The organism is Kitasatospora sp. Ki12 (assembly GCF_054601375.1).
The window spans coordinates 2,610,951-2,635,731 of the sequence record NZ_BAAIHT010000002.1; the positions used below are offsets into that span (position 1 = coordinate 2,610,951).

Annotated in this window: 26 protein-coding genes; 5 read left to right on the top strand and 21 right to left on the bottom strand. The window is 73.6% G+C overall.

Going from position 1 to position 24,781, the window contains the following annotated elements; all coding sequences use genetic code 11:
* Positions 1-52: 52 nt before the first annotated feature.
* The 5 genes from ACYP53_RS29125 to ACYP53_RS29145 are packed head-to-tail and all read right to left on the bottom strand — an operon-like array spanning position 53 to position 5,765.
* Positions 53-1,069, bottom strand: coding sequence for an ABC transporter ATP-binding protein (locus ACYP53_RS29125; RefSeq protein ID WP_459649590.1), 1,017 nt, complete (start codon positions 1,067-1,069; stop codon positions 53-55).
* A complete protein-coding gene (locus ACYP53_RS29130; RefSeq protein ID WP_189920908.1) occupies positions 1,069-2,067 on the bottom strand; it encodes an ABC transporter ATP-binding protein in 999 nt (332 codons plus the stop codon). Before ACYP53_RS29130 ends, ACYP53_RS29125 begins: the two co-directional genes overlap by 1 nt.
* Positions 2,067-3,053 carry an ABC transporter permease gene (locus ACYP53_RS29135; protein WP_459649591.1) on the bottom strand — a complete coding sequence of 329 codons (987 nt, stop codon included), beginning with the start codon at positions 3,051-3,053 and terminating at the stop codon, positions 2,067-2,069. Before ACYP53_RS29135 ends, ACYP53_RS29130 begins: the two co-directional genes overlap by 1 nt.
* Positions 3,050-4,000, bottom strand: coding sequence for an ABC transporter permease (locus ACYP53_RS29140; protein ID WP_459649592.1), 951 nt, complete (start codon positions 3,998-4,000; stop codon positions 3,050-3,052). Before ACYP53_RS29140 ends, ACYP53_RS29135 begins: the two co-directional genes overlap by 4 nt.
* 13 nt (positions 4,001-4,013) lie before the next feature.
* The gene (locus ACYP53_RS29145; protein WP_459649593.1) at positions 4,014-5,765 is read right to left on the bottom strand and encodes an ABC transporter substrate-binding protein; all 1,752 of its coding nucleotides are present in this window, start codon (positions 5,763-5,765) and stop codon (positions 4,014-4,016) included.
* Positions 5,766-5,930: 165 nt separating this feature from the next.
* On the opposite strand from ACYP53_RS29145, the gene ACYP53_RS29150 reads away from it, so the two are divergent.
* Positions 5,931-7,400, top strand: a complete 1,470-nt coding sequence (locus tag ACYP53_RS29150; protein ID WP_229928915.1) for an aminopeptidase P family protein — start codon at positions 5,931-5,933, stop codon at positions 7,398-7,400.
* A 17-nt stretch (positions 7,401-7,417) separates the two neighbouring features.
* Here the strand turns inward: ACYP53_RS29150 and ACYP53_RS29155 are convergent, their stop codons facing one another.
* The 5 genes from ACYP53_RS29155 to ACYP53_RS29175 all read right to left on the bottom strand — a co-directional run bounded on the left by ACYP53_RS29155 (position 7,418) and on the right by ACYP53_RS29175 (position 11,136).
* Positions 7,418-7,747 (bottom strand): helix-turn-helix domain-containing protein, encoded by a 330-nt coding sequence (locus tag ACYP53_RS29155; protein WP_189920917.1) that lies wholly within the window; start codon positions 7,745-7,747, stop codon positions 7,418-7,420.
* A complete protein-coding gene (locus ACYP53_RS29160) occupies positions 7,744-8,100 on the bottom strand; it encodes a type II toxin-antitoxin system RelE/ParE family toxin (protein ID WP_459649594.1) in 357 nt (118 codons plus the stop codon). The genes ACYP53_RS29155 and ACYP53_RS29160 overlap by 4 nt, the downstream gene beginning before the upstream one ends.
* 110 nt (positions 8,101-8,210) lie before the next feature.
* Entirely contained in the window at positions 8,211-9,233 is a 1,023-nt protein-coding gene (locus ACYP53_RS29165; protein WP_459649595.1) for a nitronate monooxygenase, read from the bottom strand.
* 74 nt (positions 9,234-9,307) lie between these two features.
* On the bottom strand, positions 9,308-9,934 hold the full coding sequence (locus ACYP53_RS29170; RefSeq protein ID WP_189920928.1) for a response regulator transcription factor: 627 nt from the start codon (positions 9,932-9,934) through the stop codon (positions 9,308-9,310).
* Positions 9,931-11,136 (bottom strand): sensor histidine kinase, encoded by a 1,206-nt coding sequence (locus tag ACYP53_RS29175; RefSeq protein WP_459649596.1) that lies wholly within the window; start codon positions 11,134-11,136, stop codon positions 9,931-9,933. Before ACYP53_RS29175 ends, ACYP53_RS29170 begins: the two co-directional genes overlap by 4 nt.
* Before the next feature lie 178 nt (positions 11,137-11,314).
* On the opposite strand from ACYP53_RS29175, the gene ACYP53_RS29180 reads away from it, so the two are divergent.
* Both ACYP53_RS29180 and ACYP53_RS29185 read left to right on the top strand, forming a co-directional pair.
* On the top strand, positions 11,315-12,391 hold the full coding sequence (locus tag ACYP53_RS29180; protein ID WP_459649597.1) for an ABC transporter permease: 1,077 nt from the start codon (positions 11,315-11,317) through the stop codon (positions 12,389-12,391).
* Positions 12,388-13,071: an ABC transporter ATP-binding protein gene (locus ACYP53_RS29185; protein ID WP_459649598.1), complete on the top strand. Its 684-nt coding sequence runs from the start codon at positions 12,388-12,390 to the stop codon at positions 13,069-13,071. Before ACYP53_RS29180 ends, ACYP53_RS29185 begins: the two co-directional genes overlap by 4 nt.
* Here ACYP53_RS29185 and ACYP53_RS29190 read toward each other — a convergent pair.
* The 4 genes from ACYP53_RS29190 to ACYP53_RS29205 form a co-directional block, all read right to left on the bottom strand.
* A complete protein-coding gene (locus ACYP53_RS29190) occupies positions 13,068-13,595 on the bottom strand; it encodes a Uma2 family endonuclease (protein WP_189921094.1) in 528 nt (175 codons plus the stop codon). The genes ACYP53_RS29185 and ACYP53_RS29190 overlap by 4 nt on opposite strands.
* 20 nt (positions 13,596-13,615) lie before the next feature.
* A complete protein-coding gene (locus ACYP53_RS29195) occupies positions 13,616-14,212 on the bottom strand; it encodes a Uma2 family endonuclease (RefSeq protein WP_189920936.1) in 597 nt (198 codons plus the stop codon).
* 100 nt (positions 14,213-14,312) lie between these two features.
* Positions 14,313-15,023 carry a GntR family transcriptional regulator gene (locus ACYP53_RS29200; protein ID WP_189920939.1) on the bottom strand — a complete coding sequence of 237 codons (711 nt, stop codon included), beginning with the start codon at positions 15,021-15,023 and terminating at the stop codon, positions 14,313-14,315.
* Between the two features lie 191 nt (positions 15,024-15,214).
* Entirely contained in the window at positions 15,215-16,129 is a 915-nt protein-coding gene (locus tag ACYP53_RS29205) for an NAD(P)-dependent oxidoreductase (RefSeq protein ID WP_459649599.1), read from the bottom strand.
* A 107-nt stretch (positions 16,130-16,236) separates the two neighbouring features.
* Here ACYP53_RS29205 and ACYP53_RS29210 point away from each other — a divergent pair, with 107 nt between their 5' ends.
* Both ACYP53_RS29210 and ACYP53_RS29215 read left to right on the top strand, forming a co-directional pair.
* Positions 16,237-16,845, top strand: coding sequence for a TetR/AcrR family transcriptional regulator (locus ACYP53_RS29210; protein ID WP_459649600.1), 609 nt, complete (start codon positions 16,237-16,239; stop codon positions 16,843-16,845).
* A gap of 100 nt (positions 16,846-16,945) precedes the next feature.
* Positions 16,946-17,272, top strand: coding sequence for a hypothetical protein (locus tag ACYP53_RS29215; protein ID WP_459649601.1), 327 nt, complete (start codon positions 16,946-16,948; stop codon positions 17,270-17,272).
* Between the two features lie 63 nt (positions 17,273-17,335).
* On the opposite strand, the gene ACYP53_RS29220 is transcribed toward ACYP53_RS29215, so the two are convergent.
* From ACYP53_RS29220 to ACYP53_RS29250, 7 genes are all read right to left on the bottom strand, one after another.
* Positions 17,336-18,250, bottom strand: coding sequence for an ornithine cyclodeaminase family protein (locus ACYP53_RS29220; RefSeq protein ID WP_459649602.1), 915 nt, complete (start codon positions 18,248-18,250; stop codon positions 17,336-17,338).
* Between the two features lie 41 nt (positions 18,251-18,291).
* The gene (locus ACYP53_RS29225; protein WP_459649603.1) at positions 18,292-19,320 is read right to left on the bottom strand and encodes a proline racemase family protein; all 1,029 of its coding nucleotides are present in this window, start codon (positions 19,318-19,320) and stop codon (positions 18,292-18,294) included.
* Positions 19,320-20,684, bottom strand: coding sequence for an aldehyde dehydrogenase family protein (locus ACYP53_RS29230; protein WP_459649604.1), 1,365 nt, complete (start codon positions 20,682-20,684; stop codon positions 19,320-19,322). The genes ACYP53_RS29225 and ACYP53_RS29230 overlap by 1 nt, the downstream gene beginning before the upstream one ends.
* Before the next feature lie 185 nt (positions 20,685-20,869).
* Complete coding sequence (locus ACYP53_RS29235) at positions 20,870-21,874, bottom strand: proline racemase family protein (RefSeq protein ID WP_459649605.1); 1,005 nt, start codon at positions 21,872-21,874, stop codon at positions 20,870-20,872.
* Between the two features lie 87 nt (positions 21,875-21,961).
* Positions 21,962-22,897 carry a dihydrodipicolinate synthase family protein gene (locus ACYP53_RS29240; protein WP_459649606.1) on the bottom strand — a complete coding sequence of 312 codons (936 nt, stop codon included), beginning with the start codon at positions 22,895-22,897 and terminating at the stop codon, positions 21,962-21,964.
* 61 nt (positions 22,898-22,958) lie between these two features.
* Positions 22,959-24,440 carry an FAD/NAD(P)-dependent oxidoreductase gene (locus ACYP53_RS29245; protein WP_459649607.1) on the bottom strand — a complete coding sequence of 494 codons (1,482 nt, stop codon included), beginning with the start codon at positions 24,438-24,440 and terminating at the stop codon, positions 22,959-22,961.
* Entirely contained in the window at positions 24,421-24,738 is a 318-nt protein-coding gene (locus ACYP53_RS29250) for a (2Fe-2S)-binding protein (protein WP_189920960.1), read from the bottom strand. Before ACYP53_RS29250 ends, ACYP53_RS29245 begins: the two co-directional genes overlap by 20 nt.
* Positions 24,739-24,781 lie beyond the last annotated feature (43 nt).

Genomic DNA, 24,781 nt, shown 5'->3' on the forward strand with positions numbered 1-24,781 from the left:
CGGTCGGACGCGGCCCTCGAAGGGTTCCCCGCCGCGCCCGACCGGGGGTCTCTCAGCTTCCCGGCACCTCCGGGAAGTGGCAGGCCGCCTCCCGGGTGCCCGGGCCGGCGATCCGCAGCAGCGGCCGCTCCGTCCGGCACAGGTCCTGCGCCTTCGGGCAGCGCGGGTGGAAGCTGCAGCCGGGCGGCGGGTCGGCCGGGCTCGGCGGGTCGCCGAGCAGCACGATCCGCTCCCGGGTGCGCTCCGCCTCCGGGTCCGGCAGCGGCACGGCGGACAGCAGCGCCCGGGTGTACGGGTGCGCGGGGCTGCCGTACACCTCGGCCTTGTCGCCGATCTCGACGATCCGGCCCAGGTACATCACCGCGACCCGGTCGCAGACCCGCTTGACCACCGAGAGGTCGTGCGCGATGAACACGTACGCCAGCCCGAGCTCCTGCTGGAGCCGCTCCATCAGGTTGACCACCTGGGCCTGGATGGACACGTCCAGCGCGGAGACCGGCTCGTCGGCGATCACCAGCCGCGGCGAGGTGGCCAGCGCGCGGGCGATGCCGATGCGCTGCGCCTGGCCGCCGGAGAACTCGTGCGGGTAGCGGTCCAGGTGCTCGGGGATCAGCCCGACCAGCTCCATCAGCTCGGCGGCCCGCTTGCGCGCGGCCGTCGCGCTCTCGCCCTGGACCAGCAGCGGCTCGGAGATGATCCGGGACACCGTCTGCCGGGGGTTGAGCGAGGAGTACGGGTCCTGGAAGACCATCTGCAGGTCCCGCCGGTGCGGGCGCAGCCGGGCCTGGGAGAGGCCGCCGATCTCGGTGCCGTCGAAGGTGACGGTGCCCGAGGTCGGGTCGAGCAGCCGGACGATCATCCGCCCGGTGGTGGACTTGCCGCAGCCGGACTCGCCGACCAGGCCGAGCGTCTCCCCGGCCCCGACGTCGAAGCTCACCCCGTCCACGGCCCGGACCGGTGCGCCCGGCCGCCCGGTGCGGCGGCGACGGCCGGGGAAGGTCTTCACCAAGTCCCGTACCGACAACAGGGGTTCGCTTGTCGGCGGTCCGGTCAGCGAGGGTTCGGTCATCACAGCACCCCTTCCGGCACCAGCGGCAGGTGGCAGGCGGCCTGGTGGCCGGGGGCGAGCGGGCCGAGCACGGGGCGCTCGGCCAGGCAGCGGGCGTGCTCCTCGGCGGCCGCGGCGGTGGTGCGGGCGCAGCGCGGGGCGAAGGAGCAGCCGGGGGCGGGGGCGATCAGCGACGGCGGGCTGCCGGGGATGGCCCGCAGCGGGGCGTCGTCGGTGTCGTCCAGGCGCGGCAGCGAGTCCAGCAGGCCGCGGGTGTACGGGTGCGCGGGTTGCGCGAACAGCCGTTCCACCGGGGCCTGTTCGGCCGCCCGGCCGCCGTACATGACCAGGACCTCGTGGGCGACCCGGGCGACCACGCCGAGGTCGTGGGTGATCATCACGACGCCGAGGCCGCGCTCCTGCTGGATCCGGGCGATCAGGTCGAGGATCTGCGCCTGGACGGTGACGTCGAGCGCCGTGGTGGGCTCGTCGGCGATCAGCAGGTCGGGCTCGCAGGCGAGCGCCATGGCGATCATGACGCGCTGGCGCATGCCGCCGGAGAACTGGTGCGGGTACTCGTCGACCCGGCGGGCCGGCTCCGGGATGCCGACCTCGGCCAGCATCTCCACCGCGCGGGCCCGGCCCGCCTTGCGGTTGGCCCTGAAGTGCACCCGGTAGTGCTCGGCGATCTGCTCGCCGACGGTGTAGAAGGGGTGCAGGCTGGACAGCGGGTCCTGGAAGATCATCGCGATCCGGCGGCCCCGGACGGTGCCCAGCGCCTTCTCCCCGAGCCCGTTCAACTCCTGTCCGTGCAGCCGGATCGAGCCGGTGACGGTGGCGCCGCGGTGCAGGCCCATGACGGCCAGCGAGGTGACGGACTTGCCGCTGCCGGACTCGCCGACCAGGCCGAGGGTCCGCCCGGCCTCGACGGCGAAGGAGATGCCGTCCACGGCCCGGACGGTGCCGCGGGGGGTGTCGAAGGCGACCTTGAGGTCCTCGACCTCCAACAGCCTGGTCATCAGTACCTCACTCTCGGGTCGACGAACGCGTAGAGCAGGTCGACCAGCAGGTTCGCCGCGACGATGAAGAAGGCCGCGAGCAGGGTCACACCGAGGATGACGGGCTGGTCGGAGCGGCCCAGGCCGTCGTAGAACAGCCGGCCGACGCCGGGCAGGCCGAAGATGGACTCGGTGATGACGGCCCCGGCCAGCAGGCCGCCGAGGTCCATGCCGAAGATGGTCAGGATCGGCGTCATCCCGGCCCGCAGCCCGTGCTTGACGGTGACGGTCCGCGCCGGCAGGCCCTTGGCCCGGGCGGTGCGGATGTACGGCTCGGACATCGCCTCGATCATCGAGTTGCGGCTCTGCCGGGCGTACATGGCCGCGTACAGCAGGGCCAGGGCGGTCCACGGCAGCAGCAGGTTGGAGGCCCAGGCGAAGGGGTTCTCGGTGAACTGGTGGTACGCCGGGTAGGGCAGCAGTCCGGCCGTCCTGACGACGCCCCAGATCAGCATGATCGAGGTGAAGTAGACCGGCAGCGAGGCGGTGCCGACGGAGAGCACCATCAGCGTCCGGTCGAGCGGCCTGCCCTTGCGCAGGGCCGAGGTGACGCCCGCGCCGAGGCCGAGGACCAGCCAGAGCGCGGCCGCGCCGAGGGCCAGCGACACGGATACCGGCAGCCGGTCGGTCAGCAGGTCCCACACCGGCAGCCCGTACTCGTAGGAGTAGCCGAGGCAGGGGAAGCCGCAGTGCACGGCACTGGGGCCGGAGCCGTAGTCGCGGCCTGCGAAGATGCCGCCGAGGTAGGCCAGGAACTGGTCCCAGACCGGCTTGTCCAGGCCCATCGCGGCCTTGACGTCGGCCAGCCGCTCGGGGCTGCAGGTCTTGCCGCAGGCCGCCGCGGCCGGGTCGTTGGGCAGCAGGTAGAAGATGGTGAAGGTGATGGCGCAGATGGCGAGCAGGATGCCCGCCACGCCGAGCAGCCGGCGGCCGAGGTAGAGGATCACGACCGGCCTCCCCGGGGGTCGAGGATGTCGCGCAGCGCGTCCCCGAGCAGGGTGAAGGCGAGCACGGCGAGGAACAGGAAGGCGGTCGGGATCAGGAAGTAGGTCGGGTCGGTCTCGTAGTGCACGATGCTCTCGGCGATCATCTGGCCCCAGGACGGGGTCGGCGGGCGGACGCCCACGCCGAGGTAGCTGAGCGCGGCCTCGGTGGCGATCATGCCGGGGATGAGCAGCGTGGTGTAGGCGATGATCGGGCCGGAGACGTTCGGCAGGATCTCCCGGGTGAGGATCCGCCAGGAGCGGGCGCCGCCGACCTTGGCGGCCTCGACGTACTCGCGGTGCTTGAGGGAGAGGGTCTGGCCGCGGACCACCCGGGCGATGCCGGGCCAGGTGAACAGCCCGATCACCAGGGTGATCAGCAGGATCCGGTTGACGTCCTTGGCCACCGACATCATCGCGATCATGAAGATCAGCGAGGGGAAGGACATCGTGAGGTCCATCAGCCGGGACAGCAGCGTGTCGGTGCGGCCGCCGAAGTAGCCGGCCGCGATCCCGGCCAGGGTGCCGGCGACCACGACGACCGCGGTCGCGGTGAAGGCGATCAGCAGGGACACCTGACCGCCGTGCAGCACCCGGGCGAACAGGTCGCGCCCGGTGATCGGCTCGACGCCCAGCCAGTGCCGGGCGCTGATGCCGCCGAAGTCGCCCCGGGGCAGGCCGCCCAGGTAGGCGTCGACGGCGCGCTTGTCGAACTCCTCGGGGGTCCAGCCGCCGAGCGAGCTCAGCGGCCCGGCCAGCGCGGCGGCCAGCAGCAGCACGCCGACCGTGATCAGCCCGAACCGGGCCGAGCCCTTGGCCCACAGCTGGTCCCAGACCAGCCGCCACGGCCCGCGCCCGGCACCCGCCTCGACGCCCGCCACCGGGGCGTCGGGCTCAGTGGTGGTACTCATCGGCACCGGCCCCTCAGCCCTTGCCCTTGGCGGGGTCCTTGAGGCCGACCACGGCGAGGTCGATCATGCCGGCGTAGCCGGAGTTGCCGAACGCGCCGGCCACGTTGGTGCCGACCAGCAGGGGGCGGCGCTGCCACATCAGCGGGACGGCCGGGGCCTTCTTCATCAGGTCCTGGTCCAGCTGCTGCCAGGCCTTGTTGGCCTCGGCCACGTCCGTCATGGCCGCGATCTGGTCCATCCGGTCCATCGTGGCCTGGTCGCGGAACTGGCTGTAGTTGCCCTGGTTGCCCTTCTCCTTGATGGTGCGGCCGTCGAAGAGGAACGGCAGGTAGGTCGCACCGGACGGGTAGTCGGGGCACCAGCCGTTGATGGTCAGCTCGGGGGCGTTCTTGATGTCGCCGACGGTGTCGGCGAAGGCGGACGGGTCCGTGGTGTTGACGGTGACCTGCACGCCGGCCTTGGCCAGCGACTGCTGGATCGCCTCGGCGCGGGTCTTGTCGCCGAGCGAGACGGTGAGCGCGACCTTGAGGTCGGTCCTGCCCGCCTCCTTGAGCAGCGCCTTGGCCTTCTCCGGGTCGCCGGCCGCCGGGATCTTCAGCGGGTCGGAGGTGGCGCCGCCGGTCAGCGACGGCGGCAGGAAGGAGGTCGCCACGTCGGTCACCGCCGGGCCGCCGAAGGCCGTCACCTGGGCCTCGCGGTCGACCGCCCACATCATCGCCTCGCGCACCTTCGGGTCGTCGAAGGGGGCCTTGGCGGTGTTCAGGTACAGCATGTCGGTGCAGCCGGTCCGCTCGGCCACCATGCGGGACTTGACGTCCGCCTTGGGCAGCACCTTGGCGACCGTCTCGTGCTGCATCCAGGGCATGTTGATCGCGTTGGCGTCGGCCCCGTCGCTGGCGATGATCCGGTCGTCGGCCTGGCCGCCCTTGATGCCCTGGGTCACCACGACCTTGTCCGGGTACGCCTTGCGGACGGTGTCGGTGGCCGGGTCCCAGTTGGTGTTGCGGACCAGCACCAGCTGCTTGCCGCGGTCGTACGCCTCGATCTTGTACGGGCCGGAGGAGAACGGCCGGGAGTCGTACTGGGTGCCCTTCTCCTGGGACTGCGGCACCGGGGAGAAGGTCGGCAGGGTGACGGTGTCCGAGAACTCGGCGACCGGGCGCTTCAGGTGGAAGACGATCGTCTTCTCGTCCGGGGTCTCGATGCTCGCCAGGTGCTCGCCGGTCAGCGGGCCCTTGTAGCTCTCGCCGCCGGCCAGGTACTGCTGCGCGTAGTCGGGGCCGCCGGTGAGGTCCGGGGAGAAGGACCGCTCGACGTTGTACTTGATGTCGGCGGACTTGATCGGGCTGCCGTCCTCGTACTTGAGTCCGTCCTTCAGGGTGAAGGTCCACACCTTGCCGCCCTCGGAGGACTTGCCCAGGTCGGTGGCGAGGTCCGGGACGATCTCGCTGCCGGCGGCGCCCGGTTCGGCCTTGAACGTGGTCAGGGTGCGGTAGAGCAGCCGGGTGCCGAAGTCCATGTGCGGCACCACCCAGTTGCGGGCCGGGTCGAGGTGGGCGAAGTCCTGGTTGGTCAGGACGGTGAGGGTGCCGCCCTTGGCCGGGGTGCCGCCGACGACCGAGCCGCTCTCCGCGCCCGGGCCCTTGGTGCTGGAGGGTCCCGCGTCGCCGCCGCTGTCGCTCTTGTCGTTCTTGCAGGCCCCGAGGCCGAGGGTGAGGGTCGCCGCGAGGGCCGCCGCGAGGGCGGCATGGGTGCGCCTGGTCATGTTGCAACTCCGCTGTGGGGGGCCAGATCTGGCCGCTCCGCTGTGTGACCCGTAACATAGTAATGTGAAATTGCACTGCACAAGAGGTGACACCACCCGTTACCGAGCTGTGTCCGTGCCCGCCCCGCCCCGAACATCTCCCCAGCCCCGCCCAGGAGTTCACCGGTGACCCTCCCCCCGGCCGGCCTCAACACCGGCAGCCACGACCTCCCCGTCTCCCCCGCCCTCGCCGCCTTCATGGGCACCCGCTGGGCCGCCACCCCCCTCCCCGCCGACCGGCGCGTCCCCGGACACGACCGCTTCCCCGGCCGCCGCGCCCGCCTCTCCGCCGCCTTCCCCGGCGAACGGCTCCTCGTCCCCGCCGGCCGGCTCAAGGTCCGCTGCAACGACCTCGACCACCGCTTCCGCCCGCACAGCGCGTACGTCTGGCTCACCGGACTCACCGGTGAGGACCAGGCCGACCACGTCCTCGTCCTCGAACCGGCCGGCCCCGAAGGCCACGAACCGGTCCTCTACCTGCGCCCCCGCTCGCCGCGCGACGGCGGCGAGTTCTACCGCGACCGCCGCTACGGCGAGTTCTGGGTCGGCGCCCGCCCCGACCTCGCCGAAGCCGCCCGGCTCACCGGCATCCGCACCGAACACCTCGACGACCTCGGCAAGCTGCTCTCCGGCCCCCAGCCGCCCACCCGCGTCCTGGCCGGCACCGACGCCCTGGTCGACGAGGCCACCGGACGGCGCGCCACCGCCGGACACCCCGCCGCCACCACCGCGGACGGCGAACTGGCCGCGGTGCTCTCCGAGTTGCGCCTGGTCAAGGACGAATGGGAGATCGGCCAGCTGCAACTCGCCGTCGACCACACCGTCACCGGCTTCGAGGACGTCGTCCGCGCCCTGCCCACCGCCCTGCGCCACCACCGCGGCGAACGCTGGATCGAAGGCGTCTTCGACCTGCGCGCCCGCGCCGAGGGCAACGGCACCGCCTACACCACCATCGCCGCCTCCGGCGCCCACGCCTGCGTCCTGCACTGGATCCGCAACGACGGCGCCCTCGACCCGAACGCCCTGCTCCTGCTGGACGCCGGCGTCGAAACCGACACCCTCTACGCCGCCGACATCACCCGCACCCTCCCCCTCGGCGGCACCTTCACCCCCGTCCAGCGCCAGGCCTACGATCTCGTCCTCGCCGCCCAGAGCGCCGGCATCGCCGCCCTGCGCCCCGGCGCCCGCTTCCGCGACTTCCACCGCGCGGCCATGCGGGTCATCGCCGAAGGCCTCGCCGACTGGGGCGTCCTGCGCATCCCCGCCGAAGAGGCCCTCGCCGAGGACAACGGCCTCTACCGCCGCTACACCCTCTGCGGCAGCGGCCACATGCTCGGCCTCGACTACCACGACTGCGCCAAGTCCCGCGCCGACCGCTACCTCGACGGAACCCTCGAAGCCGGCATGGTCCTCACCGTCGAACCCGGCCTCTACCTCCAGCCCGACGACGAAACCCTCCCCGTCGAACTCCGCGGCCTCGGCATCCGCATCGAGGACGACCTGGTGATCACCGAGGACGGCGCCCACCTGATGTCGAACGCCCTCCCCCGGACAGCCCCCGACATCGAGTCCTGGATGGCCACCCTGCTTGCCTGAGGGAGGTGAGCGGACGATCAAGCCACCTTGATCGTCCGCTCACCCTGGCGAATGTTGACCTCGACCTCGCCGCCGATGGCAGCGGCGTACGCCCGCAGATTGTCCAGGCTGTCGACCTGCCCGTGCTCGATCTGCGACACCCTCGCCTGGCTCACACCGAGCAGCTCAGCCACCTGCTTCTGGGTGAGCCCGGCCTTCCGCCGCAGCTCCGCGAGCTCATACCCGCGGATTCGGGCCAGGTTCTCCTGCCTGATCCGAGCCCGCTGCGCCTCTGCCTCCGGCGAGGCCAGCCACGGGTTGATGCGCAGTGCCTCGGCACGAACCTCAGCCCAACTACGACTCGTCATGCGCGTGCTCCCGTCCGTCGCTCCTCGACGTAATCCGCGTACCGCTTCTCCGCCAGGGGGATCGACTCGTCGTACCACTCCGACCAACGGCCGGACTTGTCACCTGCCACGAGGACGATGGCCTCCCGCTCCTGGTCGAACACGAAGAGCATGCGCACCTCGCTTCCGCCCGAGGACCCGGGCCTCAGTTCCTTCATATTGTGCAAGCGGCTGCGATGGATCCTGTCCACCATGGGCCGCCCCAGTGTCGGACCTTCCACCTCCAGGAGGTCCAGTGCGTCAAGGATGTTGCTCGCAGTCTTGGGATCGTCCTCGCAGATCTGCAAGTACCACTCCTCGACCTGCGCCACCAATGCCCCACATAGGACGCAGTTAAGCCACTGCTTATAATCTACCGCGCGCTTTCCCGCTCAATCCACTCCTGCGAGGGATGACACTCCACCTCCCGCGCGCCCCGGGCGCGCTACCCCCGCGCGGCCTGCCACAGCTGGGCGACGATCCGCTCCGCCGGGCCCGTGCGGGCCAGGTGGTGGGCGGTGCCGGCCCAGAGGTGCATGGCCGTGGTGTCGCCGCGGCGGGTGGCGGCGGTGCGGAGCGGGGCGGTGAGGTGGTGGACCTCGGGGTAGGCGGGCGGGGCGTACGGGCCGTGGCGGTCGATGAAGGCGTTGCGCAGGCCGCGGGCCGGGCGGCCGGTGAAGGCGCGGGTGACGGTGGTCTCCGGGAGGTCGGTGAGTGCCGCCCGGTGCGCGGCCGAGGCGCCGGACTCGTCGGCGCGGAGCAGGGCCGTCCCCAGCTGCACCGCGACCGCCCCGGCCCGCAGCGCCGCCGCGATCGCCGGGCCGTCGCCGAGTCCGCCGGCGGCGATCAGCGCCAGCGTCGTCACCGCCCGTACGGCGGGCAGCAGTTCGAGCAGCGGCAGCTCCCCCGGCGGGTCGGTGACCCGGTGGGTGCCCCGGTGCCCGCCCGCTTCCGGGCCCTGCACGCACAGCGCGTCCATGCCGGCCGCCTCCGCCGCGCGCGCCTCCTCCGGCGTGGTCACGGTGCCGACCTGCAGCGTCCCCACCGCGCGCAGCGCGGCCGCCTCCGCCGCCGTGGGCAGCCCGAAGGTGTACGAGACCACCGGCACCGGGTCCGCGAGCAGCGCCGCGAGTTTGGCCTCCCAGTCGTCGCGGTCCGGCCCGATCTCCTCCGGCAGTGCCACCCCCCACCGCTGGGCCTCGGGCCGCAGCCGTTCCCGGTAGGCGGCGACGGCCGCCGCGTCCCCGGGCGGCGCCGGCACGAAGAGGTTCACCCCGTACGGCCGGTCGCCCGACTTCCGTACCAGCGCGATCTGTTCGGCCATCGCCGCGGCGCTCTTGTAGCCCGCCGCGAGGAACCCCAGCCCGCCGGCCCGGTTCACCGCGGCCACCAGTTCGGGCGTGGAGGCGCCGCCGGCCATCGGCGCGGCGATCACCGGTACGGCGAGCCCGTCGAGACGCACGACCATCGGGGCACTCCTCACACCGCTGCGGGTACGGACCGTCGCCCACCCTACGCTCGGGCGCCCGACTCCGGCCCGCCCTACCGGATCAGGCCCCGGCCGCGCGCCTCCCGCACGGCCGCCGTGCGCGAGTCGACGCCCAGCTTGGTGTAGATGTGCACCAGGTGCGACTTCACCGTGGCCTGGCTCAGGTGCAGCCGCTGGCTGACCTGCTGGTTGGTCAGCCCGTCGGCGACCAGCCCCAGCACCTCGGTCTCCCGGGCGCTGAGCGCCGCCGCGGGCGTCCGCATCCGTTCCAGCAGCCGGTCGGCGACGCTGGACGCGAGGGCGGAGCGTCCGGCCGCGGCGGCCCGGACGGCCTGGGCCAGTTCCTCGGGCGGCGCGTCCTTCAGCAGGTACCCGGTGGCGCCGGCCTCCAGCGCGGGCAGGGTGTCGGCGTCGGTGTCGTACGTGGTGACGACCAGGACCCGCGGCGCGCCCGCCCGAGCGGTGATCGCCGCCGTGGCCTGGGCGCCGTTCATCGCCGAGCCGGGCCCGAACTGCAGGTCCATCAGCACCACGTCGACCTCGGCCTCGGCCGCGAGTTCGACGGCCCGCTCGGCGGTGGCCGCCTCCGCGACGATGGCGAAGTCCGGTTCGCTCTCCAGGACGGCGCGCAGCCCGGCCCGCACCACCGGGTGGTCGTCGGCGATCAGCAGCCGGATCACGACCCGGCCTCCGGGGTGACCGGCAGCTGCACCGCGACCGCCGTGCCCTCGCCGGGCGAGGACTCCACCGTGAAGGTGCCGCCGAGCGCCCGGGCGCGGGCCCGCATCGAGGGCAGCCCGAATCCGCCGTCCTCGCCGGTGCGGCCCGCGGGAGCCGCCGGGTCGAACCCGGCCCCGTCGTCGACCACGTCCAACGCCACCTCGCCCTCCATGTAGCTGAGTGTCACCTCGGCCCGCTGGGCCTTCGCGTGCCGGACGGCGTTGCCGAGCGCGGACTGCGCGATCCGCAGCAGCGCGACCTCCTGGGCGGGCGGCAGCCGTACCGGGTCACCGGAGAGGTGCAGCTTCACCGGCAGGCCGCTCTGCGCGGTCGTGGTGGCGCAGAGCCGTTCCAGGGCGACCGGCAGTGGGTCGCCGTCCAGTGCGGGCGGGGTGAGCGCCCGGACGAACCGCCGGGCCTCGTCCAGGTTGTCCTGGGCGGCCTGCCGCGCCTGTTCGACGTACCCGGCGGCGGCCTCGGTGCGCTCGGGCAGGGCCCGCTGGGCCGCCCGCAGCAGCAGCTGGATGGAGCTGAGGCTCTGCGCGAGGGTGTCGTGGATCTCGCGGGCGAGGCGTTCGCGTTCGGCCAGCACCCCGGCAGTGTGGTGGGCGGCGGAGAGGTCGGCGCGGGCGGCGGTGAGTTCGTCGATCAGCCGGCGCCGTTCCTCGCTCTCCCGGTAGAGCGCCTGGTAGCCGAGCACGGTCGCGGTGGCGACGGCCGCGCCGAGGGCGGGCCCGATGGAGGCGGCGACGCTGAAGCTGTGCTGGTGCCAGGACCAGCCGGCGATCGCCCCGGCGGCGGTGAGGGAGACGGCCGTCAGCCCGCCGCGACGCCCGAGCAGGTGGAGTTCCAGGAAGTACAGCGGGAACGCCAGCCAGACCCCGTCCTGGGTGGCGAGCAGCACGCCCGCCCAGGTGACGCCGAGCAGGGCCAGCCAGAGCGCCGCGGCCCGGCGCGAGCGGCGGACGGCGGCCAGCTGGGGCCCGATCGCGTAGACGGCGCCCATCGCGGTGGCCGCGGCGGCGACGGCCGCCGGGTCGGCGCCGCGGCCGTCGACGACGGAGCGGGCGACGGCGAGGACGAGCAGGCCCGCCACGAGCAGGTGCAGGCAGACCTGGAGGACGCGGGCGACGGGTGTGGTTCTGGATCGTTCGGTCGCCATCCGTCCAGCCTAGGTTCCGCGCCCGGCTCCGGCATCAATCAAAAGGTTGAACTCCGCTTCTGCCCTTTGATGCCCAGGATGCAATCCCCGGCTCGATGCCCCGGACCCGGGCGGTCCGCGACGGTGGGAACGTCGGAGAACACCGGTCCGGCACCCACCCGTACAGAGGAAGGCCGCCGTGTTCGTCGCCTGGAGGGACCTGGGGTTCGCCAAGGGGCGGTTCGCCCTGATGGGGACCGTCATCGTACTGATCACCGTCCTGGTCGGCCTGCTGTCCGGGCTGACCGCCGGACTCGGCCGGCAGAACATCTCCGCGATCACCGGCCTGCCCGCCGACCACCTGGTCTTCGGCAAGCCCGCCGACGGACAGAAGCTCTCCTTCACCGACTCCCAGGTCACCCCCGACCAGTGGCAGGCCTGGGCCGGCGAGCCCGGCGTGACCTCCGCCCAGCCGCTCGGCATCACCACCACCAAGGCCGCCGCCGGGAAGCGCACCGCCGCGCTGTCCGCCTTCGGCGTCCCGGACGGCTCCCTGCTCGCCCCGCAGGGCCGCCGGATCGCCCCGGGGCAGGCGGTGCTGTCGAAGACCGCCGCCGCGAACCTGGGCGGACTCGCCCCGGGCGCCGACCTCACCCTGGCCGGGCACCCGCTGCGGGTCGCGGCCGTCGACGGCGACGCCGCCTACAGCCACACCCCGGTCGTCTGGACCAGCCTCACCGACTGGCAGGCCTTCGCCCCCGGCGGCACCGGCCACGCCACCGTCATCGCCCTCGGCACGGCCGGCGGCACCGACCTCGCCGCCGCCGACGCCCGCCACGGCACCGAGACCCGCACCCGCGACGACGCCCTCGCCGCGATCGGCTCCTACACCTCGGAGAACGGCTCCCTGCAGCTGATGCGCGGCTTCCTGTTCGCCATCTCGGCGCTGGTGATCGGCGCGTTCTTCACCGTCTGGACGATCCAGCGCAGCGGCGACATCGCCGTCCTCAAGGCCCTCGGCGCCTCCACCCGCTACCTGCTGCGCGACGCGCTCGGCCAGGCCGTCCTGCTCCTGCTGCTCGGTACGGCCGCCGGCACCGCGATCGCGCTCGGCGCCGGAGCGCTGATCGGCTCCGCGGTCCCGTTCGTCCTGGACGCCCCGACCCTGCTGCTGCCCGCCACCGTCATGATCGCCCTCGGCGTGGTCGGCGCGGCCCTGTCCATCCGCCGGATCACCTCCGTCGACCCGCTGACCGCCCTGGGGAGCGCCCGATGACTTTGGCCCTCGACCGCATCACCCTCACCTACCCGGACGGCGACGGCCGGCTCACCGCCCTCGACGACGTGTCACTGACCGTCCCCAAGGGCTCCATCACGGCCGTCGTCGGCCCGTCCGGCTCCGGCAAGTCCAGCCTGCTCGCGGTGGCCGCCACCCTGATCGCCCCGGACTCCGGGCGGGTCCTCATCGACGGCACCGACACCGCGGGCCTCACCCGCGCGGACCTCACCGCCCTGCGCCGCACCACCATCGGCATCGTCTTCCAGCAGGCCAACCTGCTGCCCTCGCTCACCGCCGCCGAACAGCTCCAGGTGATGGCCCACCTCGACGGCCGCTCCCCCCGCGAAGCCCTCCCCCGCGCCCTGGACCTCCTGGACGCCGTCGGCCTCCGCGACCAGGCCGCCCGCCGCCCGCACCAGCTCTCCGGCGGCCAGCGCCAGCGCGTCAACATCGCCCGGGCCCTGATGAACGACCCCACGGTGCTCCTGGTGGACGAACCCACCAGCGCCCTCGACCACGAACGCGGCGCCGCCGTCCTGGACCTGATCACCGAACTCACCCACCGCCGCGCCACCGCCACCGTCCTGGTCACCCACGACCGCACCCACCTGACGGCCGTCGACCAGATCGCCGAGGTCCACGACGGCCGGCTGACCCTGCCCGCGGCGGTGGCCTAGGAGAACAGGGCGTCCACGCTCAACGTGACCGAGGTCCCGGGCAGGGTGAACACCTGCCCGGGACCGTGCTCGACCCGCTTCCGGTACTCGCCGCCCTCGGGGGCGGTCAGCACCAGCACCCGCCGGCCGACCCGGTCCACGACCACGTACACCGGCACACCCGCCATCGCGTACGCGGCTGGCTTCCTGGTGAGATCACTGCACAACGCCGCCGACGTCACCTCCAGCACCAGCCGGAAGACCTTCGGGTCGTAGCAGTTGTAGGCGACCATCTGATCGTCGCTCGCGGCATCGACGATCGACAGATCCGGCATCGCGAAGTCATCCGGCCCGGTGGGCAGCCAGATCGCGAGCCGCTGGACCGGCCAAGGACGTCCCTCGGTCATCCCCGCCTTGAAACAGGCGGCCATCACATCCGTGAGGATCTCGGCGTGCCGCCCGTCCGGCAACGGCTCGACGGACACCTCACCACCGAGCACCTCCACCCGGAGCCCGGGAAAGCGCTCGAAGAGAACCTCGGCCATGCCGAGCACGGAGTGCGGCACTACTTCTTGGCCGTCAGCACGTCGTCCACCGAGAGCGTCACCGACGCACCGATGGATTCCGGCAGGGTGAACGACTGCCCGGGGTGGTGGACGGCGTGCACCCGGTATTCGCCGTCCTTGGGGTCGGTCAGCACCATCACCCGCTGGTTCGTCCGGTCCACGATGACGTAGACCGGCACCCCGGCCGAGGCGTAAGCACCCGGCTTCTTCTTCAGGTCATTGCCGAGGTTCGAGGACGTCACCTCCAACACGAGCCGGAAGATTGCGGGATCGTAGGCCCCGTAGTCCAGGATCCGGTCATCGCAATCCGCGTCGGTGATCGCCAGATCCGGTTGCGCGTAGTCGAACGGTCCATCAGGCAGCCAGATGCCGATGTTCTGCCACACCTCGGTCTCGCCGCCGTCGAGCCCCGCGCGGTTGAACGCGCGATCGAAGCGCCTCACCGATCGGTCATGCCTCATATTCGGGGTGGGCGTCACGGTGATTTCGCTCCCGATGATCTCGACCCGGTAGCCGGGGAGCTGCTCGGAGATCAGCTCGGCGGCTTCGAGCAGCGTCATCTGCTCGAAGGGCTCTTCCACTGCTGCGGCGGACATGGAATTCCTCCTGGCTGCCGATGTCGAGAGCATCATCGTAGAGCCCGGGCGTCCCCCGACGCCCGATCCTCCGCATTCACCCCATCGGGTGGTTTGGCCGCTACCGAGCCCGCAGTCGCAGGGCCGGCCGCTCCGGTTCGGCCGCCTCTTCCTGGCCCGCCCAGAGGGAGCGGACGTGGCTGAGGTGGCGGGTCATACAGGCCTCCGCCGCGTCGGCGTCGCCGGCGATCATCAGGTCGAGCAGTTCCAGGTGCTCCTCGGCCGAGGAGACCAGCTCGCCGCGCTCGTCGAGCCGGGTGAGGCCGTACAGCCGGGAGCGCTTGCGCAGGTCGCCGACGACGTCGACGAGTCGGGCGTTGCCGGCCAGGCCGAGCAGGTCGAGGTGGAACTGCCGGTCGGCTTCGAGGTAGCCGATCAGGTCGTGCTTGCGGGCGGCGGCGACGATGGCCTCGGCCTGCGGGCGCAGCCGTTCCAGCTGGTCCTCGGTCGCGGTGCGGGTGACCCGGCCGATGGTCGGGACCTCGATCAGGGCGCGGATCTCGGTGTAGTCGTCGAGGTCGCGTTCGGTGAGCTCGGTGACCCGGAAGCCCTTGTTGCGGACGGCTTCGACCAGGCCTTCACGGGCGAGGTCGAGCATGGCCTCGCGGACGGGGGTGGCGGAGACGCCGAAGTCGGCGGCGAGGGCGGGGGCCGAGTAGACGACGCCGGGGCGCAGTTCGCCGGAGATCAGGGCGGCCCGGAGTGCGTGGGCGACCTGGTCGCGAAGCCGCTCCTGGACGGAGATCAGGGTGCGGGGTTTGAGGTCGGCCATGGTGTTCCTCCGGGTGGGTGCAGAACACCAGCGTACAATGTCACGTTGCGTTGCGTGTGCAACCGTCCGTGATTCGAACGGCCCGTCAAGCCCGCCGACGCTCATGGTGGCAGCGCGCCGTCGGCCGTGACAACGGCCGACGGCACACGATCTGCCACGTCGGACGGGCTACGGGGTGACGGCGGCGCCGGTCACGCCGCCCGGAACTGCGCGACCAGCGCGGTCAGGCTCGCCGCCCCGTTCCCGGCCTCCACGCCCCGCCGGAACGTCTCCGCCAGCAGTGCCGGCAGCGCGCCGTCCACCCCTGAGGCCTCCGCGGTGTGCCGTACGTGTTCGATGCTGGCGAGCCCCATCGCGAGCCGGTCGACGTCCCCGCGGTGGTCCCCGGCGGCGATCCGCGGCGCGTAGAACGCCTGGAAGCCGGGCAGCGAGGCGGCCGTCGAGCTGAGGTACGGCAGGAAGTCCTCGGCGGAGATGCCGTTGGCCTCGGCGATCGCCGTGGCGTGCAGGTAGCCGACCAGGGAGGTCCAGAAGAGGTCCATCTGGATCTGGTAGTACAGCTGGGCCAGCCCGGGGTCGTCGCCCCGGTAGTCGGCGCCGGTGAGCACGTCGAGCGCGGCCCGGTGCCGCTGGAACAGGTCGACCGGCCCGCTGTAGAAGGTAGAGGACTCGGGGCTGCCGATGCCGGACGGCGGCACCTGCACCCCGCCGGTCAGGTGTCCGGCGCCGTGCCCGGCGAGCCGGCGGGCGGCTTCGCGGGCGCGCTCGGGGGTGTCGGAGCTGAGGTTGACGACGGTCTTGCCCTTCAGCACCGCCGGGTCCAGCGAGTCCAGCACGGCGAACACCGCGTCGTAGTCGGTGAGGCTGAGGACGACCAACTCGTTCGCGGCCACGGCCGCTTCCGCGGTCGGCGCGGACTGCGCGCCGCGGGCCACGAGTTCGGCGGCCCGCTCGGGGGTGCGGTTCCACACCGTGACGGCGTACCCGGCGTCCAGGTACGCCCCGGCCATGGCCTGCCCCATCGGGCCGAGCCCGATCACCGTCACCGATCGCTCCTGCCGGCCCCGCTGCTCCTGCTGCTCCTGCCGCTTCTGCTCGACGGACATACGGATTCCCCTCCGCTAGAACGAACGCTCTATCCAGAACAACGAGGCTGACGCTAACACAGCTCTGGAACGAACGCTCTATTCAATTCATCGGCTAGGATCGCGCCGTGAAGACGCCCGAGAGGCCCGAGACCCCCGCGAAGACCACCCCCGTCGGCACCCGCGAGCGGATCGTCCGGGCCACCTCCCGGCTGCTGCAGCGCCAGGGGTACGAGGGCACCGGGATCAAGCAGATCTCCCGCGAGGCCGAGGCCACCCTCGGCTCCGTCTACCACTTCTTCCCGGGCGGGAAGCAGGAGCTGGCCGCCGAGGCGATCCGGCACGGGGACGAGGAGTTCGCCGTCCTGCTGCGCGCCGGGCTGGGCTCCTCGGCGGACATCGGCGAGGCGGTCGTCACCTGCACCGGGATGCTCGCCCGGGAGCTGCGCGCCTCCGACTGGCAGGACGGCTGCCCGATCAGCAGCACCGCCCTGGAGACGGTCGGCCGCGCGCCGGCGATCGAGCAGGCGGTGGCCGCGGCCTTCGCCAACTGGCGGGCCATCGTGACGGAACACCTGGTCGCGGCGGGCATCGACGCGGAGGACGCCCGCGAACTGGCCGGTACGGTCGTCAGCACCCTGGAGGGCGCCGAGCTCGCCGCCCAGATCGCCCGCAGCGAAGAGCCCCTGCTGGTCACCGGCAAGCACCTGGCCCGGCTGCTCGCGACCTACCGCTGACCGCACCCGAGGACGCGAAGGAGCCGGCCCGGTGGGGGATCCCTTCCCACCGGGCCGGCTCCGGCCTCACGACTCCCGAACACCGTCAGGAGCAACCGCCTTGGGCATCGAGATCGCCCTGTACGACGGCCGACCGGACAGGGCCCGGACCACCGGGCCGCTGCACCTCTCGATCGACCACGGCGACGCCCTCGCCGACGCCCTCGCCTCGCACACCCGTCCGTCCGAGCACCGACTCGGCCGGATCGACCCGTACCGCGACACCTACCTCAACGAACAGGAGGCGGCGGCCGCCTTCGAGGAGGCCACCGCGCTGCTCGCCCGCTGCACCACCGAGGCGCAGCGGGCCGCCGTCCGGGACCTGCGCAACCTGATCGCCAACTGTGCGGCCACACCCGGAAGTTGGCTCTGCTTCATCGGCGACTGAGCGACCTCTCCGCCGAGCAGCCGAGCAGCCGAGCAGCCGAGCAACAGCAGGGCGCCGCCGCCGCTACGACGACGGCTCTCCCGCCGCCCGGTACACCTCCGCCGCGACCGCCAGGTCCTCCCAGGCCATCCCGACGCTCTTGAAGAACCGCGGCCGCCCGGCCGGCACCAGCGCGTCGCCGCGCACCAGCTCGGCGAGGTTCCACAGTTGCCGTCCGGCCACGCCCGCCATCAGCAGGTCCCCGGCCTCCCGGGCCGCGACCGAGCGCGCCTCCACGTACAGCTCGGCGCGCCCGACCAGCGCCTCGTCGACCTCCCGCGCGTCCGGCTCGTGCGAGCCGACCGCCGCGACCGCCGCGTGCGCGGGCACCAGCGTGCCGTCGAACAGCGGCGTGCGCGCGGTGGTGCAGCAGACCACCAGGTCCGCCTCGGCGACCGCCTCCGGCCCGCCGACACCGGCCGTCAGACCGAGCCGCCGCCCGTACGCGACCAGGGCCGCGGCCCGCTCGGGGTGGCGCGCGACGACCGTGAGCCGGGTCAGCGGCCGTACGGTCAGCAGGGCGTCGAGGTGCCCGTACGCCTGCGGTCCGGAGCCGAACACCACCAGGTGTCCGGCTTCCGGCACCGCCAGCCGCCGCAGCGCCGCGGCGGTGACGGCCGGCGTGCGCAGCGCGGTGAGCGCGGCGCCGTCCAGGAGGGCGAGCGGTTGCAGGGTGGGGCCGTCCAGCAGCAGGTAGCTGCCGGTGATCCGGGGCAGCCCGCGCTCCGGGTTGGCGGGCGCGACTCCGGCGATCTTCACGCCGGCGTACGGCCCGGCGGCGGCCGGCATCATCAGCAGCTCGCCGGCCGGCACCGGAACGGCGGACCGGGCGGGTGCCGCTTCGGGGTCGAACCCGTTCAGCAGCACCCGCTCGATCGCCCCCACCGCGTCGGCGGGCCCGACTCCGCCGGTGCCCGGGACGGCGTACTGGAGCGGCACAAGCGCCGTTCCGGGCCGTGCGGTTGGACTCTCGACGGGACTCACAGCAGGAATCCCGTCCCCAGGTCGTCGCCCGGTTCGAGCACGAAGCCGTGCTCGCCGGTGCGGAAGGCCGTCCCGCCGACCTCGGTGACGACGCCCGCGCCGAGGGGGTCGCCGCCGGGGAGCACCAGGCCGGTGAAGACCGTGCCGATGACCGACTCGTGCCGCAGCGGCTCCCCCGGGGCCAGCCGGCCCTCGGCGGCGAGCACCGCGAGCCGGGCGGAGGTGCCGGAGCCGCAGGGCGAGCGGTCGATCTGCCCGTCCGCGAAGACGGTGACGTTCCGCTGGTTCAACACGTCGTCTTCCGAGGGGAGTTCATCGTAGAGGATCACCCCGTACACGCCGGACAGCCGGGGGTCGGTGGGGTGCGCCACCGCCTCCTCCCCGGCCAGTGCCGCCCTGATCTCCCGCCCCAGGGCGGTGAGTTCGGGCAGCTGCGCCGGTTCCACCGCCAGCCCCAGGGCGGCGGCCGGGACGGAGGCGTAGCAGGCGCCGGAGTGCGCCACCGCGACCTCCACCGTGCCGCGCGAGGTCCGCACCGGGAGCTTCAGCGCGCTCACCCGGGTGGGCACGTTGCGGAAGGTCACTCCGGTGGTGCGCCCGCCGGTGCGGTGCACCAGCGCGGTGACCCGGCCGGAGGGCACGTCGATCCGCACCCGGGCCACGCCGTCCGCGGGGGCCGCGACCAGTCCGGAGTCGACGGCCCACGCGCCGAGCGCGATGGTGCCGTGCCCGCAGGCGGTCGAGTAGCCGTCCTTGTGCCAGAACAGCACGCCCAGGTGCGCCTCGTCGTCGTCCGGCGGCACCAGGAAGCCGCCGTACATCCCGGCGTGTCCGCGCGGTTCGCGGGTGAGCAGCCGCCGGACGTCGTCCAGGGCGCCGGGCCGCGGGGCGGTGGCGGTGCCGCCCGCGCCGAGGGCGATGGCCCGCCGTTCGGCGACGGTGTCGCCGGGGATCACCGGTGCGCCGTCCAGCACGATCCGGAACGGCTCGCCAGCGGTGTGGTAGTCGACGGTGCGGACGTACATCAGGCACCCCCGCCCGGCAGCACGCTGACCGTCCGGCTGACGGTGTAGAAGTCCAGGGCGGCCTGGCCCTGTTCGCGCTCGCCGTGGCTCGCGCCCTTGGCCCCGCCGAAGGGCAGGTGGAAGTCGACGCCGCTGGAGGGGGCGTTGACCCGGATCATGCCCGCGTCCAGCCGGTCGGCGGCGGCCAGCGCCACGTCGAGGCTGCGGGTGTGCACCGAGGTGGAGAGGCTGTGCGGGGTGTCGTTGGCGAGGGCGATCGCCTCGTCCAGGTCGGCCGCGGCGTGCAGGACGGCGACCGGGCCGAAGAACTCCTCGCGGGCCAGCGGGTGTTCGGCCGGCACGTCGGCGAGCAGGGCCGGCTCGACGTACCAGCCGGCCCGCTCGGGCACCCGGCCGCCGGTGAGCAGGTTCGCCCCGGCCTCGACCGCCGAGTCCACCGCCCCGGTCAGCCGTTCCCGGGCACCGGAGTTGACCACCGGCCCGCACACCGAGTCGTCGACCGCCGCCAGCGCCTTGACCAGGGCCTCACGCAGCGGCTCGTACGCGGCGCCGACCGCGATCACCCGGCTGGTGGCGGTGCACTTCTGCCCGGCGTACCCGGCGATGGCCGCCGCGATGTGCCCGGCGGCCTGCGCGATGTCGGCGTCGGGCAGCACCAACGCGGCGTTCAGTCCGCCGAGTTCGGCCTGGACCGGGACCCCGCGCTCGGTCGCGGCGCGCACCACGGCCCGGCCGACGCCGGTCGAGCCGGTGAAGGAGACCACGTCCGCCGCGTCGACCAGTGCCGCGCCCTCCTCGGCGCCACCGGGCAGCACCGTGAGCACGTCCGCGGGCAGCCCGGCCGCGAGGGTCAGCTCCGCCAGCCGCAGCGCGCAGGCCGTCGCCTCGGGCGCGGGCTTGAGCACCGCCGTGTTACCGACCGCCAGCGCCGGGGCGGCCTTCCAACTCGGGATCGCCAGCGGGAAGTTCCACGGCGCGATCAGCCCGGCCACCCCGTACGGGCGGCGCCGGGTGAGCAGCAGCCCGGGCCCGGCGGCGGTCTCGTGCACCGCACCGGAGGGGGCGTACGGCGCCTGCGCGTAGTAGCGCCAGATCGCCGCGGTCCGGGCGACCTCGCCGCGCGCCTCCGCGAGCGGCTTGCCGACCTCGCGGACGATCAGCGCGGCCAGTTCCTCCGCGTGCGCCTCGACCGCGTCGGCGACCCGGCCGAGCGCGGCCGACCGGACGCCGGCCCCGGCCGCCAGCCAGTCGGCCTGCGCCGTCCGGGCCCGTCCGACGGCGGCCCGGACGGCCTCGGCGCCGGGCTCCTCGACCGCGATCACGAGGTCGTCCGGGTCGGCGGGGTTGTACGAGGTGATGGTCACGACTGGCAGCCCTTCGGGGGAGGTTCGGAGCGGGAGGCCCACCGCGGGGGAGGCGGGAGCCCGCCGGGTGGATCAGGCTCTGCTGACAACAGGAAGCCCGCCGGTTCGGAGCAGGGTCCGCTGACAACAGGCTCCGCCTACAGCAGGCTCTGCTTACAACAGGCTCTGCTTACAACAGGCTCTGCTTACAACAGGAAGCCCGCCGGGAACGGGTCGCTCGGGTCGAGGAAGTACTGGGCGGTGCCGGTGACCCAGGCCCGCCCGGTGACGGTGGGCACGACCGCGGGCCGCCCGGCCACCTCGGTCCCCTCGACCAGCCGCCCGGTGAAGGTCGTGCCGATGAAGGAGTCGTTGCGGAAGTCCTGCCCGAGCGGCAGCTCCCCGCGGGCGTGCAGCTGGGCCATCCGCGCGGAGGTGCCGGTGCCGCAGGGCGAGCGGTCGAACCAGCCGGGGTGGATGGCCATCGCGTGCCGGGAGTGCTCCGCGGTGGAGCCGGGGGCGAGCAGCTGGACGTGGTGGCAGCTGTGGATGGACGGGTCCTCCGGGTGCACCGGCCGGTCGGGGCTCGCGTTGATGGCGTCCATCATCGCGAGTCCGGCGTCGAGGATCTCCTGCTTGCGCTCGCGTTCGAAGGGCAGGCCGAACTCGGCGAGCGGCAGGATGGCGTAGAAGTTGCCGCCGTACGCGAGGTCGTAGGTCACCGTGCCGTAGCCGGGCACCTCGATCTTGTTGTCCAGGGCGACCGAGTAGGAGGGCACGTTGCGGATGGTCACCGCCTTGGCTGCGCCGTCCTCGACCCGCACCTCGGCGACGACCAGCCCGGCCGGGGTGTCCAGCCGTACGGTGGTGACCGGCTCGACCACCGGCACCATCCCGGTCTCGACCAGGACGGTGGCGACCCCGATGGTGCCGTGCCCGCACATCGGCAGCAGTCCGGAGACCTCGATGTAGAGCACGCCGAAGTCGGCGTCCGGCCGGGTGGGCGGCTGCAGGACAGCGCCGCTCATCGCCGCGTGGCCGCGGGGCTCGTACATCAGCAGGGTGCGGAAGTGGTCCAGGTGCTGCTGGAAGTGCACCCGGCGCTCGGCCATGGTGGCGCCGGGGATGACGCCGAAGCCGCCGGTGATCACCCGGGTCGGCATGCCCTCGGTGTGCGAGTCGACGGCGTGGAACACGTGACGGCTGCGCATGGGTCACAACTCCCGTACAGGTCGGTTTGGTTGGTGGGGCCGGGCCGGCTGCCCCCGCAGCCGGCCAGGAGGGGGCACGACCAGGGCCTAGGCGAGGCCCTCGGCCAGCGCCTTCTCGGTGGCCGCGCGGACGGCCGCCTCGACCTCCGGGGTGAGCGGCTGGCGCGGCGCCCGGACCGGACCGCCGGGGCGCCCGGCGATGTCCATGGAGAGCTTGATGGCCTGGACGAACTCGGTCTTGGAGTCCCAGCGGAGCAGCGGGTGCAGCGCCTTGTACAGCGGCAGCGCGGTCTCCAGCTCGTGCTTGACGGCGGCGTCGTAGAGCGCCACCGAGGCCTCCGGCAGGGCGTTCGGGTAGCCGGCGATCCAGCCGACCGCGCCCGCCAGCGCGAGCTCCAGCAGCACGTCGTCGGCGCCGATCAGCAGGTCCAGCCCGGGGGCCAGCTCGGCGATCTCGTACGCCCGGCGGACGTCCCCGCTGAACTCCTTGACCGCGACGATCGAGCCCTCGCCGTGCAGCTCGGCGAGCAGCGTGGGGACGAGGTCCACCTTGGTGTCGATCGGGTTGTTGTACGCGACGATCGGCAGGCCCGCCTTGGCCACCTCGGCGTAGTGCGCGCGCACCGAGGCGTGGTCGGCCCGGTAGGCGTTCGGCGGCAGCAGCAGGACGGAGCCGGCGCCGGCCTCGGCGGCCTGCTCGGCCCACCGGCGGGACTCGGCGCTGCCGTACGCGGCGACGCCGGGCATGACCCGGGCGCCGTCCCCGGCCGCCTCGACCGCCACCTCGACGACCCGGGTGCGCTCCTCGGCGGTGAGCGTCTGGTACTCGCCCAGCGAGCCGTTGGGGACGACGCCCTCGCAGCCGGAGTCGATCAGCCAGCGGACGTGCTCGGCGTAGGCGTCGTAGTCGACGGAGTGGTCCGGGCGCAGCGGGATCGTGGTGGCGACCATGATGCCGCGCCAGGGACGGGTGGTGTCGTGCGGGGTGATGGACACGGTGAACTCCTTGGTGAGGTGTGACATTTTATAAGTGCGGACGGGCCGGAGACAAGGTCCCCGGCCCGTCCGTTCGACGACGGGCCGGCTACGAGGCCGGGGACTCCGGGGAGGGCCCCGCCGCCAGTTGCGAGAGCGGCACCGGGCAGCCCAGCGGCCGCCGGTCCGGTCCCGGACCGCCCGACGCCGACCCCGGGGCCGATCCGGCCAGGCAGGCCACGGCCGGACCGCACATCCGCCCCTGGCACCAGCCCATCCCGGCCCGGGTGAGCAGCTTGACGGTGCGCGGATCGCCCGCGCCCAGGTCGTCCACGGCCTCCCGGATCGCCGCGACCGGCACCTCCTCGCACCGGCAGACGTCGGTGTCCGGGCGCAGCCACCCGGTCCAGCCGGGGCCCGGCCGGTGCGCGGCGGCCATCAGCTCGGCGAAGGCCCGCAGCCGCGAGCGGCGGCGCAGCGTTCCCGCCTCCGGCGGCGCCCCGGCCACGGCGTACGCGGCCAGCTCGCCCTCGGCGAGCGCGAGGTCGGCGCCGCCGACGCCGTTGGTCTCCCCCGCCGACCAGAGGCCGGGCACGCTGGTGCGCAGCCGGGCGTCGACCGCCAGCGCGACCGCGCCGTCCGGCCCGATCCGGGTCCGCGCGCCCAGCTCGGTGGCCAGGTCGATCTGCGGCAGCAGGCCGTGGCCGACCGCGAGGGCGTCGCAGTCGATCCGCCGCTCGGTACCGGGCAGCGGCCGCCACCGCGCGTCCAGCCGGGCGACGGTGACGCCGGTGACCCGGTCCGTCCCGTGCGCCTCGACCACGGCGCTGCGCGGCCGCAGCCGTACGCCGTGCCGCAGCAGCGCGCCACCGTGCCCGGCGCCCTCGACCAGCTTGCCGGGGACGCCCGCCAGCACGCCGGGGCGCCGCGCGTACCCGAGGTAGGCGGTGGCCTCGACCACCGCGGGCACCTCGGCGCCCGCGGTGACCAGCGAGGAGGCCGCCGCGAGCAGCAGCGGGCCGCTCCCGGCCACCACGATCCGCCGTCCGGGCAGCACCAGACCGGCCTTGAGCATCGCCTGGGCACCGCCCGCGGTGACCACCCCGGGCAGGGTCCAGCCGGGGAACGGCAGCTGCCGCTCGTACGCGCCGGTGGCGAGCAGCACCGACCGGGACCGGACGGTGGCCCGGTCGGTGCTCTCCGGCCCGCGGGTGACGTGCGCCGCGAAGCCGTCCCCGGTGCGCTCCAGCGCCCAGACCTGGTGGCCGCCCCGGAAGGCGGCCCGCCCGGCCCGCTCGTGGGCGGCGAGCCGGTCGGCCAGCCCGGTGTAGGCGGACCAGTGGTGGTGCAGCCGGTCCGGACGGGCGGCGCCGAGCCCGGGGGCCGGGTGGCGGTAGTACTGCCCGCCGGTGCTCTGCCCGCCGTCCAGCAGGACGCAGCGCAGCCCGAGGTCGGCGGCGGTGACGGCGGCGGCGAGCCCGGCCGGGCCGGCCCCGATCACCACGAGGTCGAAGAGCGGGTCGGCGAGCGGGTCGGAAGACGCGTCGGCCGGCGGCCCGAACGACGAGGGGTCAGACGGCGAGGTCGGCACGGCCGTGGCCCTCCTGGGTGGTGACGGTGGTGCCGGGCTCGGCGGGAAGCAGGCAGGTGCGCTGGTTGGGCCGGCCGTCCACGGTGGCCAGGCAGTCGAAGCAGCTGCCGATGCCGCAGAAGGCCCCGCGCGGCTTGCCGCCGACCCGGGTGGTGCGCCAGGCGAGCACGCCGTCGGCCCAGAGCGCGGCGGCGATCGTCTGCCCGGGCAGCGCGGGGACGGGTCGCCCGTCGAACTCGATGTGGTGGGCGGGCCCGGGCTCGGCCTCGACCAGCCCGGCGGGGGTGCGGCGGCGCATCGGCGGCGTCTCCAATCCAGGACGGAATCTCGTACGGAATGAC